Annotated in this window: 15 protein-coding genes; 2 read left to right on the top strand and 13 right to left on the bottom strand. The window is 54.9% G+C overall.

Translation table 11 applies throughout. The features are described 5' to 3' along the window. Window positions 1–310 precede the first annotated feature (310 nt). Window positions 311–1,531 carry a CynX/NimT family MFS transporter gene (locus M6G53_RS09530; RefSeq protein ID WP_253330773.1) on the top strand — a complete coding sequence of 407 codons (1,221 nt, stop codon included), beginning with the start codon at window positions 311–313 and terminating at the stop codon, window positions 1,529–1,531. Here the strand turns inward: M6G53_RS09530 and M6G53_RS09535 are convergent. From M6G53_RS09535 to M6G53_RS09545, 3 genes are all read right to left on the bottom strand, one after another. Further along, window positions 1,528–1,689: a YciX family protein gene (locus M6G53_RS09535; protein WP_253330775.1), complete on the bottom strand. Its 162-nt coding sequence runs from the start codon at window positions 1,687–1,689 to the stop codon at window positions 1,528–1,530. The genes M6G53_RS09530 and M6G53_RS09535 overlap by 4 nt on opposite strands. 20 nt (window positions 1,690–1,709) lie before the next feature. Further along, window positions 1,710–1,826: a YmiA family putative membrane protein gene (locus tag M6G53_RS09540; protein WP_253330777.1), complete on the bottom strand. Its 117-nt coding sequence runs from the start codon at window positions 1,824–1,826 to the stop codon at window positions 1,710–1,712. Between the two features lie 388 nt (window positions 1,827–2,214). Then, on the bottom strand, window positions 2,215–3,867 hold the full coding sequence (locus M6G53_RS09545; protein ID WP_253330779.1) for a multidrug ABC transporter permease/ATP-binding protein: 1,653 nt from the start codon (window positions 3,865–3,867) through the stop codon (window positions 2,215–2,217). A gap of 373 nt (window positions 3,868–4,240) precedes the next feature. Here M6G53_RS09545 and M6G53_RS09550 point away from each other — a divergent pair, with 373 nt between their 5' ends. Further along, entirely contained in the window at window positions 4,241–4,792 is a 552-nt protein-coding gene (locus tag M6G53_RS09550; RefSeq protein WP_253330781.1) for a tyrosine-type DNA invertase, read from the top strand. 209 nt (window positions 4,793–5,001) lie between these two features. Here M6G53_RS09550 and M6G53_RS09555 read toward each other — a convergent pair whose 3' ends face one another. The 10 genes from M6G53_RS09555 to M6G53_RS09600 all read right to left on the bottom strand — a co-directional run bounded on the left by M6G53_RS09555 (window position 5,002) and on the right by M6G53_RS09600 (window position 15,131). After that, entirely contained in the window at window positions 5,002–5,685 is a 684-nt protein-coding gene (locus tag M6G53_RS09555; RefSeq protein WP_253330784.1) for a LuxR C-terminal-related transcriptional regulator, read from the bottom strand. Window positions 5,686–5,730: 45 nt separating this feature from the next. Continuing rightward, on the bottom strand, window positions 5,731–6,426 hold the full coding sequence (locus M6G53_RS09560) for a LuxR C-terminal-related transcriptional regulator (RefSeq protein WP_253330786.1): 696 nt from the start codon (window positions 6,424–6,426) through the stop codon (window positions 5,731–5,733). Between the two features lie 52 nt (window positions 6,427–6,478). Continuing rightward, window positions 6,479–7,009 carry a fimbrial protein gene (locus M6G53_RS09565; RefSeq protein ID WP_253330787.1) on the bottom strand — a complete coding sequence of 177 codons (531 nt, stop codon included), beginning with the start codon at window positions 7,007–7,009 and terminating at the stop codon, window positions 6,479–6,481. Window positions 7,010–7,067: 58 nt separating this feature from the next. Continuing rightward, window positions 7,068–8,129 carry a fimbrial protein gene (locus M6G53_RS09570; protein ID WP_253330788.1) on the bottom strand — a complete coding sequence of 354 codons (1,062 nt, stop codon included), beginning with the start codon at window positions 8,127–8,129 and terminating at the stop codon, window positions 7,068–7,070. A gap of 7 nt (window positions 8,130–8,136) precedes the next feature. Then, a complete protein-coding gene (locus M6G53_RS09575) occupies window positions 8,137–10,686 on the bottom strand; it encodes a fimbria/pilus outer membrane usher protein (protein WP_253330790.1) in 2,550 nt (849 codons plus the stop codon). 93 nt (window positions 10,687–10,779) lie between these two features. Further along, window positions 10,780–11,457, bottom strand: coding sequence for a fimbrial biogenesis chaperone (locus tag M6G53_RS09580; protein WP_253330793.1), 678 nt, complete (start codon window positions 11,455–11,457; stop codon window positions 10,780–10,782). Window positions 11,458–11,556: 99 nt separating this feature from the next. Then, a complete protein-coding gene (locus M6G53_RS09585; protein WP_253330795.1) occupies window positions 11,557–12,078 on the bottom strand; it encodes a fimbrial protein in 522 nt (173 codons plus the stop codon). 481 nt (window positions 12,079–12,559) lie between these two features. Next, window positions 12,560–13,108: a tyrosine-type DNA invertase gene (locus M6G53_RS09590; RefSeq protein WP_253330799.1), complete on the bottom strand. Its 549-nt coding sequence runs from the start codon at window positions 13,106–13,108 to the stop codon at window positions 12,560–12,562. Between the two features lie 516 nt (window positions 13,109–13,624). Beyond that, the gene (locus M6G53_RS09595) at window positions 13,625–13,912 is read right to left on the bottom strand and encodes an acyl carrier protein (protein WP_436286519.1); all 288 of its coding nucleotides are present in this window, start codon (window positions 13,910–13,912) and stop codon (window positions 13,625–13,627) included. Beyond that, window positions 13,878–15,131 (bottom strand): beta-ketoacyl-[acyl-carrier-protein] synthase family protein, encoded by a 1,254-nt coding sequence (locus M6G53_RS09600; RefSeq protein WP_253330805.1) that lies wholly within the window; start codon window positions 15,129–15,131, stop codon window positions 13,878–13,880. Before M6G53_RS09600 ends, M6G53_RS09595 begins: the two co-directional genes overlap by 35 nt. Window positions 15,132–15,133 lie beyond the last annotated feature (2 nt).

Here is a 15,133-nt window from a genome sequence, read left to right on the forward strand (position 1 = left end):
AATGCCATGACGGGCGCGAACGCCGGGGGGCCACGGAGCCGGCGGTGAGGAAAGCGAAAGCGGCGCATGGCGCGCCCCGCGCCATGACTTTTAGTTCACTCAGTGACCAGGATCACATAATGGCAATTATCCTGCGGCCGGCAGGGGTTAACCGCCATCATCCTGCCGGCCGGTCCCCTTGTCAGCGTGAGCCATCTTCCCTACACTTGCGATCGGATACCGCCAATTTGTCGGTACGTAAGCGTTAACGTCAATCAACGCATCACGCCATGCAGCACTGATTGACTGCATGCCCTGGTGCGAGGAACCCATGCCGCAACCCGCTTCATCCCCAACGTCCACCGCGACCCCGCGTCGCCGTTTACACCGCCCTGTCCTGCTGATCGTCGGTATCATGCTGATCGCGGCCAACCTGCGCGCCGCCCTGACCAGCGTTGGCCCACTGCTGGAACAGATCCAGCAACAGCTGGCGTTGTCCGCCACCGCCGCCGGCCTGATCAACTCGTTGCCGCTGATCCTGTTCGCCGTTCTCTCGCCATTGACTCCGGCGCTGGCGAAACGCATCGGCATCGAGCGCACCCTGGGCCTCGCCCTCGCGCTGCTGGTGTGCGGTATCGCGCTGCGTTCCCTGCCGCAAGATGCCATGCTGTGGCTCGGCAGCATCCTGATCGGCGCCGCCATCGCCTTCGCCAACGTGGTGCTGCCGACGCTGGTGAAAAGAGATTTCCCTCATCGCGCGGCCGCGATGATCGCCGCCTATGCGGCGGTGATGTCATTGGTCGCCGCCGTCGCCTCCGGCCTGGCGGTGCCACTGGCTTCCCTGGCCGGCCTCGGCTGGCGGTTCTCGTTGCTGTGCTGGGGATTACCCGCGCTGCTGGCGCTGCTGGTCTGGCTGCCGCAGCTGCGACGCCCTGCCACTCCTGCCACCAAAGAACCGCAGCCGGCGGAGCCACAATGCTATCGCTCTCCCTGGGGCAGCGCGCTGGGTTGGCAAGTGGCAATGTTCATGGGGCTGCAATCGATCGCCTTCTACACCATCATCGGCTGGTTCAGCGCCTTTGCCGCCAGCCACGGCACCTCCGCCGAACAGGCAGGCTTCGAGCTTTTCGTTTATCAGGTGGTGGCTATCGTCGCTAACTTTGTCATGGTGGTGATTTTACCGCGCGCACGCGATCAGCGGGCGATAGCGCTGGGCAGTTCCCTGCTGATCTTTGTCGGTGTCGGGGGCTTATTGGTGCAACCTGCCAGTTCACTGGTGTGGCTGACGCTTGCCGGGTTGGGGGCGGGAAGCTCGCTGGTGCTGGCGCTGTCGTTCTTTGGATTGCGCAGTCAACATCATCATCAGGCGACACTGCTGTCGGGCATGGCGCAATCCGTCGGCTATCTGCTGGCGGCGCTGGGGCCCACGTTATTCGGTTTGCTGCACGATATCACGGGTGGCTGGCGTTTGCCGCTGATCGTTCTGTTATGCCTGACCGTCTTGCAAATGCTGTTCGGCGCGCTGGCCGGCCGCAGCCGCGTGATCAGTTAACGCCGCTGAGCGAGGGGCGGTTTCGGCTCGGGGGCGGTATCCTGCCACATGTCGTCGATAAAGGCGCGCTGCTCATCGCTCAACACCCACGAAGGCGGAATTTTGGACTGCGCGCGACGCGGAGCGCCCTCACGGTTTTTAGCCTGCTTCTTGTTCACGAATTGCCTTCCTGCTTAACCTACTTCACCAGTAACCAGTAAATCACGGCGGCGGTTAGCAGCCAGAACAGCCCACAACCGATAAACACGCACAGCCATGTCTTACGCTTGATATTTACTCCATCCTTGCTCACCACAACGCCCCTAACCAATAGATTAAACCGTTCAAATATACATTATCGATCTATTTTAACGATCGATAAAATCGTTTGTTGCTATGGAATTTTAAAAAACTGCTGCTACTTCTATACCTGTTTGGCAGTATCCGTGAGAACGGCATCACGGATATCACTGTTATCGGCAGACGACAGCCTGTATTGATAGGCAAACGAGCAAGCAGTGTGCCATATCTTTAATGGTTAAAATTAAACCACCGGTAAATAATTAAACAATCAATTAATTGACTGGTCATAAGCCAAATCGGCAACAGACAGCGCTGAAGGCGAGAAGGAAAATGAAGTGGCATGCTGAAATCATACGAGAAGAAGCACCGGCCCCTTTTTATCTCGCCAGGGCCGGCGTGAGCTAACCGATTCTGCTAACTGAATCCCGGCTGGCATGTTCGCGCTCGCTGCCGGTCAGCTCCCGTAAATGGCCTGAGCGCATCTCAAGCAACCGATCGGCATGTTCGAAATAGTGATCGTCGTGGCTGATGGCAAATACCGTTTTGCCCAGCGCGCGCAGCTCCGGCAGCAGTTCGCGATAGAAAATACGCCGGAATTGCGGATCCTGATCCGCCGCCCATTCATCCAGCAGCAAGATATCGCGTTGTTCCGCCACCGCCAGCAACAAAGCCAGGCGTTTACGTTGCCCCTGTGACAATTGGGGATTGGTCACCCTGTCGCCGTCGAACTGCAATTTGCTTTTCATATTCAGCCGCTCAAGCCAATCGGCCACCAGCTGCGCATCGGGTTTATCTCCCTCCGGCCCTTGCAAGCGATCGAATTGATGGAAATCGGTGAAAATCGCTGAAAACAGCCGGCGATAGTCCGGCATATCCGCTGCGGTCTGAACTACACCATCCAGAATGATCTGCCCGCTAACCGGCCGATATAAACCGGTCAGCAGCATCGCCAGCGTTGATTTGCCGCTGCCGTTGCCGCCGATCAGAAAGATCAGCTCGCCGCGCCGCAAGGTCAGATTGAGTGGCCCGACGGCAAAACCGGGCTGATGTTCCGTGTCTGCATAATGAAAAACCAGGTCGCGCAATTCCAGCGTCTGCCAAGTGCGGGCAACGGCGGCAGGGAACGCAGGTTGATACTCGGCCAGGCGCAGCGTCTTCAGCTTGTTAAAGGCGACTTCAGCGCTGACCAGCGTCGGAAACGCTCCGACCGCCTGAAGTAACGGCGTGCGCAAGAACAGCAGCGTCAATGAATAGGTGGCGGCCACCGTCGAATCTGCCCATCCCAGACTGTTGGCCATAAAGAACACCAGCCCGATCGCCCCCAACATCATGATGTTTGACCAGTTGAGCGCACTCAAATGGAAGGTATCGGCGCGAATGATATGATAACGATAAGCTTGCGCGTCGGGCTGATAGGCTTGTTCATACAGCGCCTGCGCACGCTTGCGGTTCAACGTCAGCTCCTTACGGCCGTCAATCACCGATTCATAACGATGATAGAGACGTTCTTCCGACTCTCGCAAACTGGCCATATGACGATAAACCCGTGATACCAGGCAGCCACTGCCCACGACGGTCACCGCGACCCATACTGCCGTGACCGCCAGCATTTTCGGCGACAGCCACCCCAGATAGGCCGCCGCTCCCAGCGTTAAGATCACCCCTTGCACCAGTTCAGGCAGACGCACGAAGGCGACGGTGATATTGCGGATATCGCTGGACAAACTCGCCAGCAGTGAAGCGCTGCCCAGCTGTTCCAGGCGCTCAATGTCAGTATCCAAAATGCGCTTCACTAACTGCCCGCGCAGACGATAGACGAAATAATGGCCCAATGTGGTCAGCGCCAATTGCGATCCCAGCGTGACCGCTATCAACAATGCCAACAGTGCAAGAAACATCGGCAGCACGGCCACTGCATTGCCGCCGGCATCCATCAGGTATTGATTGATAAAAGCAATGATACCGATGCCTAAGCCGGCACTGGCCATGGTCAACGCCATGACCGCCAGAAATGGCCAACGATACTGGTGATAAACCACCCGTAACAGTTCCATGAGAAACCTCTGAAGTCGCAATCTAGCAGGCATTGTATTCAGAGAAAGAATGATATCAAGACTAATTATCATCAATGTTTATCAAGCACAGGGCAGAGAGAGAGGTTCTGCTCATCGCCGTCAGACTGCGGTCAGCTCACGGCATAATGCGTCAATGACGCTCAATGTTCTCTGATTCAATAATCAGCTAAAAAACCGAATAAACAGATAAAAAGACAAAATACATTCATATAAAAAATAAGATTATTTAAAATATAAAAAACACCTATCCATTCACAAATGAAATTATTTATTTCCTTTGCCGCCCATTATGTTCCAATGCTTTAATAAAACTTCATGATAAAAATCATCAACACGATCGCAGGAAGGAAAAATGAAAAAAAGGAAATTTCTTAGCCAGATTGAAATGGAACAGCTGATCGCCGCTGTGCACGAGGGGAAAAATAGCATCAGAGATCGTTGTTTACTATTAATGTGTTTTATTCATGGTTTGCGGGTTAGCGAACTGCGTGCACTATGCCTGCAGGATATTGATCTTACCTCTAACCGGATCCATATATCCCGACTGAAAAACGGGTTTTCCGTTCAACATCCTATTCAACCACGAGAACGGCAGGCCCTGTTAAACTGGTTAACCCAACGTGCGCACTATCCTGATGCAGATTCCCCATGGTTGTTCCTTTCGCGCCACGGCGGGCAAATCTCGCGCCAGCAGCTGTATCGGCTTATGAGAATGTATGGAGAACTGGCCGGCATCAGCGTCCAGGTGCACCCCCACATGCTGCGACACTCCTGCGGTTACGCCCTGGCCGACAACGGTGTCGATACCCGTTTGATTCAGGATTATTTAGGCCACAAAAATATCCAGAATACGGTGATCTATACCGCGACCAACGTCGAGCGATTCCGCACAATCATCATTTAAGTTCACGAAAGAATAAAACGCAGGAACTCATCCTTTTTTAAACCGCGCACCCCGTACAGTAAAAATAGCGGATATAAAAATGCAGCCCGGCACTTCAGCGCCAGCCTGGTTCAGCGATATTTCAACGCCGAGCTGCTTTTCAAGCATCGTATGCAGGAACACCCTTCCTCAGGTTTCGTTTTCAGCGGCGCATACCGTTTCATTGAAGGTTAGGTGTCCTTTGACCACTTCCCGCCAAATTGCCGCGTAATATTGCCGTGCAAGGAAAACAGTTCGCTATCATTTTTCACCTGCAGTTTTCGCATGGCGCTGCATTTGTGCGCGCTGATCGTCTTGATGCTGCGGCGCTGCAACTCGGCGATTTGCCGCAGGCTCATACCGTTGAACAAAAAGGCCAAAACGTCGCTCTCACAGCGAGTCAGTTTTTGCGTAGCCGCCTCCTCTTCGTTCGCACCGGGTGCCAGTACAGCCCCTATCTGCGGGCTCAGCACACGTTCCCCAAGCAATACGCGATTAAAGAACTCCGCCACGAGCGGCAAGGCGTCATCTCTGGCGACGATGCTGATATTGGGCTGGTTCAACAAGCGCCCCACTTCTTCTGCATTCTGGCAGCGGGTATAGACTATCACCCGCAATGTGGGCCGCTGCGTGCACAGAGCCAGCAACGTTTCTCTGCCCTGAGCAACCGTTTCGCCCTCACCGCCCAGCTCGGTAATCAGCACCTCGGCCTGCTGATAGACCACGCTATCAGCTACCGCGCGTACGCTGGTTTCCTTTACGACGATTTTTCCCTGGGTGGGTAGCGTTTTTAAAAAACTTGCCAGCCCCTCCAGCGTCAAGGGACACCTGTCCATTAACGCTATGTTCAGCGGTTGCTGACGCCATGAATGCATAATCTACTCCTATGCTTGCCTGCCCGAGAGACATCGTACGTTCGCCTAGTGCGCAAAGGATGGGCCTTGTGCGGCCATCCATTTCCCCTGAAGGTACAATTCCCCATCGCTGTGAAACCCCAACTTCAGCATCGCATTGCGCTTATGTGTGCTGACGGTGCGAATATCACGACACATCGTTAGCGCCACGCTGGTCACGCTTTTACCGGAAAACAGCTGGGTCAACACATCCAGCTCCTTCGCCGTCAGGGGTTTGTCGGCGGTAGCCTCGTGCAATTGCCGCTGGCGTACTCGGTGGCTGAAGCTGCAGCAGCCCGTCAAAACCTGTTGGACACAGTGAGTCAGCGCAATGGCCGGTTCCTGCTTCAACATCAGGCCGCGGATGCCGGATGCGATCAGCTGCCGTAACAACCTGGGTTCGTCCAAAGCCGTACAAACGATTATTGCCGTGTCCGGCGAGCTTTCGCGTACTTCTGCTATCAATCTGAACCCCTCTAATACCGACTCTGACTGACCGCACAAGTCCATCACCAGTAAACGATGCGCACGCTGAGTGAGTAATGCCCGCAGTTCGGCAAGATTCGCCACCTGCCTGACGTTGCCGGGCAGTAAACCGCAGGATTCGATCAATCGGTTTTTCATCCCCAGTGCCGTGATGGGGCAGGGTTCCATGATGGCTACGGCCCCCGTCGCTTCATTGCCGGCCGCCAAGGTCGTTCCATAGCGATAATTAATATTCATATCATCACCTTAACTCTGTCGTTAGCATTCCATCGCTGCCGGTCTCTTTATCCTACTGATAAACAAAAGTGACCTGCAGAACACCCTCTATAGAACCCGGCGCAGAACCGCCATTGGTGCTGTATGCCCGCGCTCGCAAATTGAATTTCGCTTCATTCGTCGCCCTATTCACAGGCTGGGTCATACTCTTGCCATTGCCCAGGTTTGTTCCCTGGCTGTTTTGCAATTCAATTTGTACCCGGCGAGAGCTGCCGGTGCTTTTGTATAAACTGGCGCTTTCATCAGCCACCGCGCCGCTGAAGGTCGCCACGGCCGAGGTGGTGGTGCTCGGGCAGTTTTTTAACGTTAAAGGAAACTCCACCCAGGGGCTGAATGCGCCGGAAGTCGCCAACGTAGCGGCAGAAATATCATCCCCCAAATTGACTGAAACCGTGCCGTTCGCTCCGTCGATTTCGCAGGGCGCCGCTTTGATATTGCCGGTAATGACTATTTTTGATACCGCTTGCGCCGATGGAATCGCCAAGAGAAACAGGCCTGCCAAGGCCAATTTGCAGCCGATATCGCCAAGAACCTTCCCCATCATCTGTTCCTTCTCGTTAAGCGTAGGGACCGGTTCGGTCCGCTACCGTTGAAATATCCGTTTATTGGATTTCTGCCTGAATGGTCGCCGTTGCATTGAACTGCCCCACGGCAGGGGGGCTTCCGGTGGTGTTGATCGGATAGACGCTGATTCTTGAACTGCCACTCTGGTTGGGATATTGGAAGTTATCGATCGGCAAGCGCCCGCTCTGAGGCCGAATAACATTGCCCTGCATATCCTTAATCATCACGCCAATATCTCGATTGGTGGTCTTCAGCGCCTCGGGCATACTGCCGTCGGCCTCGCCGCGGAATGACAGGCTGACCTTGACGCCGGCGGAAATATTGCGGCAGGCCAGCGTCAACGTTCTCTCCTCTGGAGTAAAACCGGGCGGCATAGCCCCCTTGGTTTGGATATTCGACGTCAAGATATCGCCAAAATTGACCGTGACCGTTTGCGGGCTGATTTCACAACTCTGCGGCACGGTGACGGTGCCGCTCATTGATATCGTTGAGACCGGTACATCACTTTTCACGCCACTCGCCACCGAGACATAGGTGTCCACCAGGCGGGTGTTGGGGATCGTCGTCACACCAACGAAAGGGCGGCGGAAATACAGATGGATTCGCCCGCGAGCGCCGCTGTTGTATGGCGTGCTGGCACAGGATTCGTCATCGCCATCCATATCGGTCTTAAAGTTAGACTCATTGGCGAACGGTGCGGCAATAAACTCATTGCGATACCCGGCCACGAAAACTTCGCTGGCAACGCCCAGGTATTCATTCAACGCGTAATACGTTAATCCCCCGCTGCTGAATACCGGCTCGCTCAGCAGCATTTTGGCGGTAACATAAGAAGCCGTACGCGTCTGACATTCGCATTTCACCCGATAAGATCCGGACAGGTTCCAGTTACCACCGTCAGCATTCTTAATAATCCGCCCCACTACGTTTTGCGACGGGTCGGTTAAAACCGGGGAAAAAAGGAATGAAAACCCGTGAGTCCCCGAAATAGGGACGCACTGCCCGAAAGCCGCCTGTGCCTGTTGCGTACTCAACGCTGCGCACGCTAATAGCCCGCCGACGATGATCCCTCGTTGAATCGATATTCCTGTCGCCATCATATACACCTTATAAACACTGCCCGTTAACGAGACGAATCCCACCGCTCTCGGGCTGATTAGCCAATTGATAGTTGGCCTGACATTGCTGAGTCGCGTCATTGCCCCACTTAACCTGCAGCCGCCCGCTCTCCGCCAGGCCAGCCAGATAAACCTGGCCACCGTCGCCGACGATGCCGGCATTGTCTGAAGGGCTATTGAGATTGCTGACGGTGGCGCCGAATGGCACCGGATTGCCACTGCGTGTCAGCAAGGTCAGCAAGACGCGGGCCCCGACATCCGGGTTGAAGCTGGCGCGCACCACGGCGCCGCGGGTTGGGATGACCGTTTGGCTGCTCAGCGTCATGTCGACATCCTCGGCGAAAGATTCACCGTCCAGCCCAACGATGTTGCGCCGATAAGGCGTCAGGTAAGGCACGACCGCATAGCCACGCCAGTCGGTGCTGACCCCGGTTTGGTTCAGAACATTAACTCCTGAGGCGCCTGGCGCCTGCACCAGCGCCACCGTATCGCCCAGCGGCTGCGACAGCGTGACGCCATTTTGGTGCACCAGAACGCCGCCCTGCACGCCGTAGTTCACCTGCTGGCGATGACGATCGTAGCCATAACCGAGGTTCCACTCGGCGAGGGCGCCTTTATAGTCCGCCTGAAGATTGCCGTTCGCCCCCACGCCCCTGCCGGTATAGCCCTGGCTGATGCTGTAGTTCAGGTTGTTGCCCGCCAGGGCGGTACCGCTTAACCCAAGATTGTTGCTGGTGGCACCATTGCGGCTGGTGTTCATGCTGTAGGTGGCGTAGCTGCCCGGCAGCCATTTGCTGAGCGGCACGCTGACGTTGAAAGCCACGATATGGTCACGAATACTGCTGCGATTGCCGTTACTGTCGTAGCCGTTCTGATTGAAGGTGTAATTCAGCCCGTAACTGACGGCTTCCCAGCTGTTGTTGTAACTGAGGCTGATGGACTGTGAACGACGGTTGTCATCCCAGTAGTCTTCGTTAAACAGGCTGAGCGACAGCGTTCCCCCCCGCTCCCACAGGCTTTGGCTCATCGTCAGCTCGGCGCGACTCTTCTTGTGATCGTTATAGATAGCGCTGTTGCCGCCGTAGCTCTCCAGCGCCTCTTGCAGGCTATAAAAACCGCGCGTGGAATAACGGTAGCTAGCCAGACTGAAGTTGGTGCCGGTTTCAATGAAGTTCTTGCCGTAACGCAGACGCCATGATTGCCCCTGCTCCTTCGGCCGAGTTTGCTGCTTGGTCCAGGCTTGGGTGACATCGGCAGACAGCGCCCCCACCGCCCCCAGGTTCTGCCCCCAACCTAGCGCCAGAGACTGATATTTACTGGCCGCCTGCACGCCGCCATACAACGTGGCCCCCCACGGCAGACCGTAGATCCCGGTCGCCTGGCTGAACGGGCGCTCGTCAACGCCACCGCCATATGAACGGTATTTCCCGCTGGTAAGGCTGTATTTAAAACGCCCTTCGCGCTGCAATACCGGCACCACGGCGTACGGCACGACAAAATGCTGCTCCTGGCCATCAGCCTCGCGCACGTTCACATTCAAGTCGCCGCTGCCGCCCGTGGGATACAGATCGGTAATTTCAAATGCCCCCGGCGGCACATAGCTTTGATAAATCACGTAGCCGTTTTGCCTGATGACGATTTGTGCATTCGTGCGCGCGATCCCGCGTACCACCGGCGAGTACCCTTTCATGCTGTCAGGCAGGATGTCGTCCTCAGAGGCCAACTGCCCGCCGCGGAACTGCACGCTATCGAACACATCGCTGGGCGTTGTGCTGTCCCCCAGGGTCAGGCGGCTTTGCAACGCCACGATATCGCGCTGCAGGTAGGTATTGATTGAGCGCCAGGAAGAAGAACCACCGGTGTAATGGTTCCAGATGGAATAGTTACGCAGGCGCCAGGCGCCCCAGTTGATGCCCGAACGCAGATTGAGGTAATAGTTATTGTTGTTCTGCCGTTCGCTGTCGCTCATCTGGCTATTGGCACCGCTGAAGTTGTAATTGACCAACAGCGCCGGTATGCCGGAGTCCCATTTATCCGGGGAAACATAGTCGCGCGCATTCAGGCGCAGCGCCGCCTGCGGGATGCTCAAATTCAGCCTCAACTGATTGAACAGGAATACCGCAGAGGCCTGCGGAATAGCCTGCGCCAGGTTGACGCAGCTATCTCCGGGCACCATCGCCGGGAACATGGCAACCCGCACCCCTAATTCAGCCAACTTTTCCGTGCTGAAACAGGGTTGCAGCGTTTGCTTACCGCCAGCTCCCGGCAAAAGCCGGAACTCGACGTCAAGGCTGTCGATCTGTTCGCCGTTCAGATAAAGATCGACTCGGTAACGCCCAGGCGCCTGGCTGCTGTTCTCTTCAAACACGGAGAGATCGGCGCCGCGCAGCGCCGGGTTATCAATCTCCAGCAACGCCGGGTTGAAATAATCGCGCGCGTACACCACGCCGCTCGGACTCAGCAGTGCCACCTGACAAGATATCAGGCCGGCCAAAACCGATCGCGCTCCTGGTAAACCAATGCAATTCGGGTTATTCATCCTTTTAACTCCCTGTCCCGATTGGCTCGGCCCGACTAAACGTCAGGTAAGCCGAACACCCGCTCCAGCGCTGCCCCAGAGCAAAAAAACACCTTATAACGTGCTGGTAAAGGTCTGGCCGGTGCCGCCATAGTCGTTGATGATTTGCCAGCTCAGACTGCCACCTGCGCCACTCGCCGTCGGCAACGGGAAACTGGCGCTCGCCTGCGGCGCTACCATGGTGTTGCCGGTAATGGCGCGGCCATTCAGCTTCAAATTGAAAAAGGTGAGGTAGTAGGGAGAAGGGTTGGTCACCTGCAAACGATCGCCGCTGCGCCGCCACGTCACTTTACCGGCTGCCTCTTCCAGGTTGCCGCCGAGCCCCTGCGGGCGATAAATCAGCTTGATGCGGGTCTTGATCGCAATTTGCAGCGTGTTTTCTTTCTTTTCCACTGAAGGGATGGCCTTCACATTCAGCCAATACAGCGACTCTCTGTCCGTCGGTAAATTGCCGCCCGCACGCACCACGCGCAGCAGGTTATTCTGGCCGCCGTCCAGGCGAAATAGCGGCGGCGTGATAATAAAAGGCGCTTTGGCGCTATCGCCCTCTTGCGCATCGACCCAGGATTGGATCAGATAAGGCACCGCATCCGGATTGTTGATATTCAGAGCAGACTCTTTTTTGCCACCGTCGTAGATGAGGCGCGTTCCCCCCACCACCACGCCGGCCTCAACCGGGGTCCAAAGCGTCAACAACAACGCCGCCGTCAGCGCAAAATATCCAGCTTTCATTATCTTCTCTTCCCGTTTCCATCACCGATGAATAAAGAGCCAGAGAACACGCCCTCTGGCTCATTTTTTTAACTATTTCGCCGCCGTAACGGCATGGCCTTACTGATAAACGATGGTGAAGTTGGCCGTGGCATTTGCGCTACCAACGGTCACGTTGTCATAAGCGAAATAGCGCGCGACAAAGCCCAGGGAGTTGTCTTTGTTCTCTTCCAGCGTGTACACGCGGGAATCGTTGCCGATATTGAGCACGTTGCTGGCATCGTCCAGCAGCTGCACGCCAATGCCTTTCGCAACGTCAGCGGTACCGGCGCCGGTCAGTTGCAGCAAGCCGGACTGCCCCTGAACCTGCGTACCGTCAAAACGCACGGTGGCGCCAGTGACAGTGGCCGGGCAGTTTTTCAGCACCAGGTTGAAGGCTTTGGCGCCGGCCGTTTTAGAGAGGGTGAAGGCGTCTTTGGCAATCTTGCCCAGCGCGACCTGTTTGTTCTGGGAATCCGGATCGACGGTGCAAGACTGATCGGTAATGGTGCCGGTGATATTCAGCGCACCATCAGCCGCGAACGCAGAAGTGGTAAATGCAGATGCGGTCAATACAGCAAGAGCCAACAGATTCTTTTTCATCCTACTTTCCTTAAAATTATGCAAAGTATGCATGGGTTTATTTCCGACATATCCTTAATGTCATTCCTTTTATTTAGTTCCATGAATGGGAAGTGCCCTTAGCCAGGCTGATTAATGGCCTCAGGGTTATTCACCCAAACGATTCATTTTGAACTAAAGTGACTCCTTTGGTTTTTAAAACCAAAAGAAGACAGTTTATTAGGATTTAAAACCAACTTTACGCCGTGAGATTATCAAATCAGACTAAAAAACTTAGGCGCTAGCCATGTGATTTAAAATTGCGGATCTTTGATTAGGATTTTACTTAGAACCAGAGGCGGCGTGCGGCATGAAAACAGAATCTAACTAGCTGTTTTTAAATCAAATTAACCTTTAATCAAGAAAGAAGGCATGGGAATATTGACATTGTTTTTACGCGTCCTTACAGTATGTTTCAGTTTAGTTCAAAGTGACTCCTTCACATTATCAACTTAAATCACGCTTACCAAATTTCCTTAAATCGCTGCGCATTACTGGCGGTATAAATCACCGTATTCTGGATATTTCGGTGCCCGAGGTAATCCTGTATTAAACGGGTGTCTACACCGCGGTCTGCCAATGCAAATCCGCAACCGTGCCGCAGCATATGCGGGTGGGCGTTGACCTCCAATTTCGCAGCCTGGCTGTAATGACGAATCAACCCGTAGATACGTTGACGCGACAGGCGGCCGCCGCGATTGGAAAGGAACAACCACTCCCGATCGGCCCAACGGTGCCGCCGACGTTTGTCCAACCAGCGCCGCAGACACTGCCTTTCGCGCAGATAGAGCGGATGCACGGTGGAAAAACCATTCTTCAACCGGTGCACATAGATATTTCCACCTTCCAGGTCGATATCCGACAAACGCCACCCCCCTATTTCACTGGCGCGGCACCCATGAATAAAACACATATAAATCAAACAATAATCGCGTTCTGGATTCTTTCCATGCAGCGTGACCTCAAGCAGTCTCTCCACTTCGGAAGGCGTCAGATGTTTACGATTAGACATACAACCTCATTACTTTGATCGGAAAAGTGTGGCTGGCATTTTCCTTTTACATCACCACAATGGACACTCAGGGCAGCCCCTGGCTTATGGATAGGTTCCTGCATCCAGCGCGGAGTATAGCGGATTTACCGAACGCAAACAGCGGATAGACGTTATTCTCACCCTAGTGCTCTGCCAACGTTAATAGGTGCGACCCACTTCCTATTCGGCTACAAATAAAGAAACCGTTTCCCTCCCTATTCGCCTTAGCATGCATTGTCACTATTACGCACAATGTCTGGTTGCAGTGGTAATTTAATCGGCAAAACAAAGAATACTCTTAAATTAGCGTTATCTGATTAACCTCACCGGCAAGAGGCGAACAAAAACCCTCACCATTAATCCGTATTAACCTGACGAATAAGTTTTAATATTTATAGCTACCGATAATGGGATGAAATGAGGGGGAGAGGAGGTAAAATAGGAGCAATCCCCCCCCAAGCTTGATCTTGGCAAACGCTCGCTGGGGGGATGAAATTATTGGCTGACTATCACGTGGCACAACTCGCCGAGGGTCAACTCAGGGTGCTCGATAAGCATTTCCGCCGTGAGCGTAATGCCGAATTCACGCCGAACCCCCAGCATCAGCTCCATATAGTCCAGGCTATCCAGCCCAAGTTGCTGCAGTGGCATATCTGCCGACAGCCGCGTGCTCTCCATCCCTCGGGCTTCACACAACATGCCGCAAATCGTCTCATATATCCGATGATACTTTTCCATACGCCTGCCGTTATTCATGGTGACCGCCAAATACCAGTGCCGCATTGGCACCGCCGAAACCGAAGCTCAGGCTCATGATATTGCGCAGACGACCGTGCCGATGCCCTTCGCGAATATAATCAAGGTCGCATTCGGGGTCGGCCGTGTGCAAATGGCAGGTTGCCGGCATAATTTGCTGCTGTAATGCCTGCAGGCAGACGATCGCCTCAAAGCTGCCCGAAGCGCCGAGCAGGTGCCCGGTATAGGATTTCGTGCTGGAAATCGGCGTGCGATAAGCATCTCGCCCCAGCGCTGCCTTGATCGCCTCGGTTTCGTTCACATCATTTTGCGGCGTAGACGTGCCATGTGCGTTGATATAGTCGATGTTGTGACTGTCGAGCCCCGCCTGCTCTAAAGCCCGTCGTATGGTTTTCACTTTCGCCTGCTGATCCTCCGCCGGGGAGGTAAGATCAAAAGCGTCTGAAAAATTGCCGTATCCTTTGATCTCCCCCAGTATCTTCGCACCTCGCGCCAACGCCGCCTCTCGCTCTTCCAGACATAACACGGCGGCCCCTTCCGCCAGGACGAAGCCGCTGCGCTCCCGGCTGAACGGGCAACTGGCTTTGGCGATATCCTTTTGTTCCCGGCTCAGCAAACGCAACGCATCGATATTCCAGATTGCACCGTTACCGCTCAACGATTCCGACGCGCCGGCCAACATCATGGAAGCACGACCGCAGCGAATCGCCTCAAACGCATCGCCGATAGCGATGCCGCCGGTCGCGCAGGCCGCCGCCGGCGAACCTTGATACCCCCGCAGCAACCACTGCTGGCTGCATATGGCGGTCGCGATATTGGGCATCGCGTGGAAACAACCAAACAGCTGCCCCAATCCGGATTGCAGATAGTCGGCATTGTTTTGCATGATTTCATCCTGGCCGCCCCAACCACTGCCGATAATCGCCCCGCACTCCAGCGACGTATAAAAGTGTGCCGGCCCCACGGAGGATGAAGAAAACGCCATGGCTATCGCTTCCGTGGCGGCAGCAAGCGCCAGTCTGGCAAATCTGGGCAGCCGGCGTCGCATCCGAGCGGCAATGCCCTCCAGCGGCGGCTCGGCATCCAACAAAGCAAAAAAGCGCGCGTGGATCCCTGCCGCCGATTTATCGTGATAGCGATACGCCAGACGGTTGGCCATGATAGCCTGCCAGTTTTGCTGGGCATTGGTTCCCAATGCGGTCACGGCACCGTAGCCGGTAACCACTACTCGTCTTCTTTTCTCCATAC

It is taken from the genome of Serratia nevei (assembly GCF_024160145.1).
In the GTDB taxonomy this organism is placed as follows: Bacteria; Pseudomonadota; Gammaproteobacteria; order Enterobacterales; family Enterobacteriaceae; genus Serratia; species Serratia nevei_A.

Excerpts from the sequence above, each read along its gene's own strand:
- M6G53_RS09565 (WP_253330787.1), bottom strand. The coding sequence starts at position 7,009 with ATGATGGGGAAGGTTCTTGGCGATATCGGCTGCAAATTGGCCTTGGCA.
- M6G53_RS09590 (WP_253330799.1), bottom strand. The coding sequence starts at position 13,108 with ATGTCTAATCGTAAACATCTGACGCCTTCCGAAGTGGAGAGACTGCTT.
- M6G53_RS09570 (WP_253330788.1), bottom strand. The coding sequence starts at position 8,129 with ATGATGGCGACAGGAATATCGATTCAACGAGGGATCATCGTCGGCGGG.
- M6G53_RS09555 (WP_253330784.1), bottom strand. The coding sequence starts at position 5,685 with ATGCATTCATGGCGTCAGCAACCGCTGAACATAGCGTTAATGGACAGG.
- M6G53_RS09575 (WP_253330790.1), bottom strand. The coding sequence starts at position 10,686 with ATGAATAACCCGAATTGCATTGGTTTACCAGGAGCGCGATCGGTTTTG.
- M6G53_RS09595 (WP_436286519.1), bottom strand. The coding sequence starts at position 13,912 with ATGCGGCACTGGTATTTGGCGGTCACCATGAATAACGGCAGGCGTATG.
- M6G53_RS09585 (WP_253330795.1), bottom strand. The coding sequence starts at position 12,078 with ATGAAAAAGAATCTGTTGGCTCTTGCTGTATTGACCGCATCTGCATTT.
- M6G53_RS09530 (WP_253330773.1), top strand. The coding sequence starts at position 311 with ATGCCGCAACCCGCTTCATCCCCAACGTCCACCGCGACCCCGCGTCGC.
- M6G53_RS09580 (WP_253330793.1), bottom strand. The coding sequence starts at position 11,457 with ATGAAAGCTGGATATTTTGCGCTGACGGCGGCGTTGTTGTTGACGCTT.
- M6G53_RS09600 (WP_253330805.1), bottom strand. The coding sequence starts at position 15,131 with ATGGAGAAAAGAAGACGAGTAGTGGTTACCGGCTACGGTGCCGTGACC.
- M6G53_RS09550 (WP_253330781.1), top strand. The coding sequence starts at position 4,241 with ATGAAAAAAAGGAAATTTCTTAGCCAGATTGAAATGGAACAGCTGATC.
- M6G53_RS09560 (WP_253330786.1), bottom strand. The coding sequence starts at position 6,426 with ATGAATATTAATTATCGCTATGGAACGACCTTGGCGGCCGGCAATGAA.
- M6G53_RS09545 (WP_253330779.1), bottom strand. The coding sequence starts at position 3,867 with ATGGAACTGTTACGGGTGGTTTATCACCAGTATCGTTGGCCATTTCTG.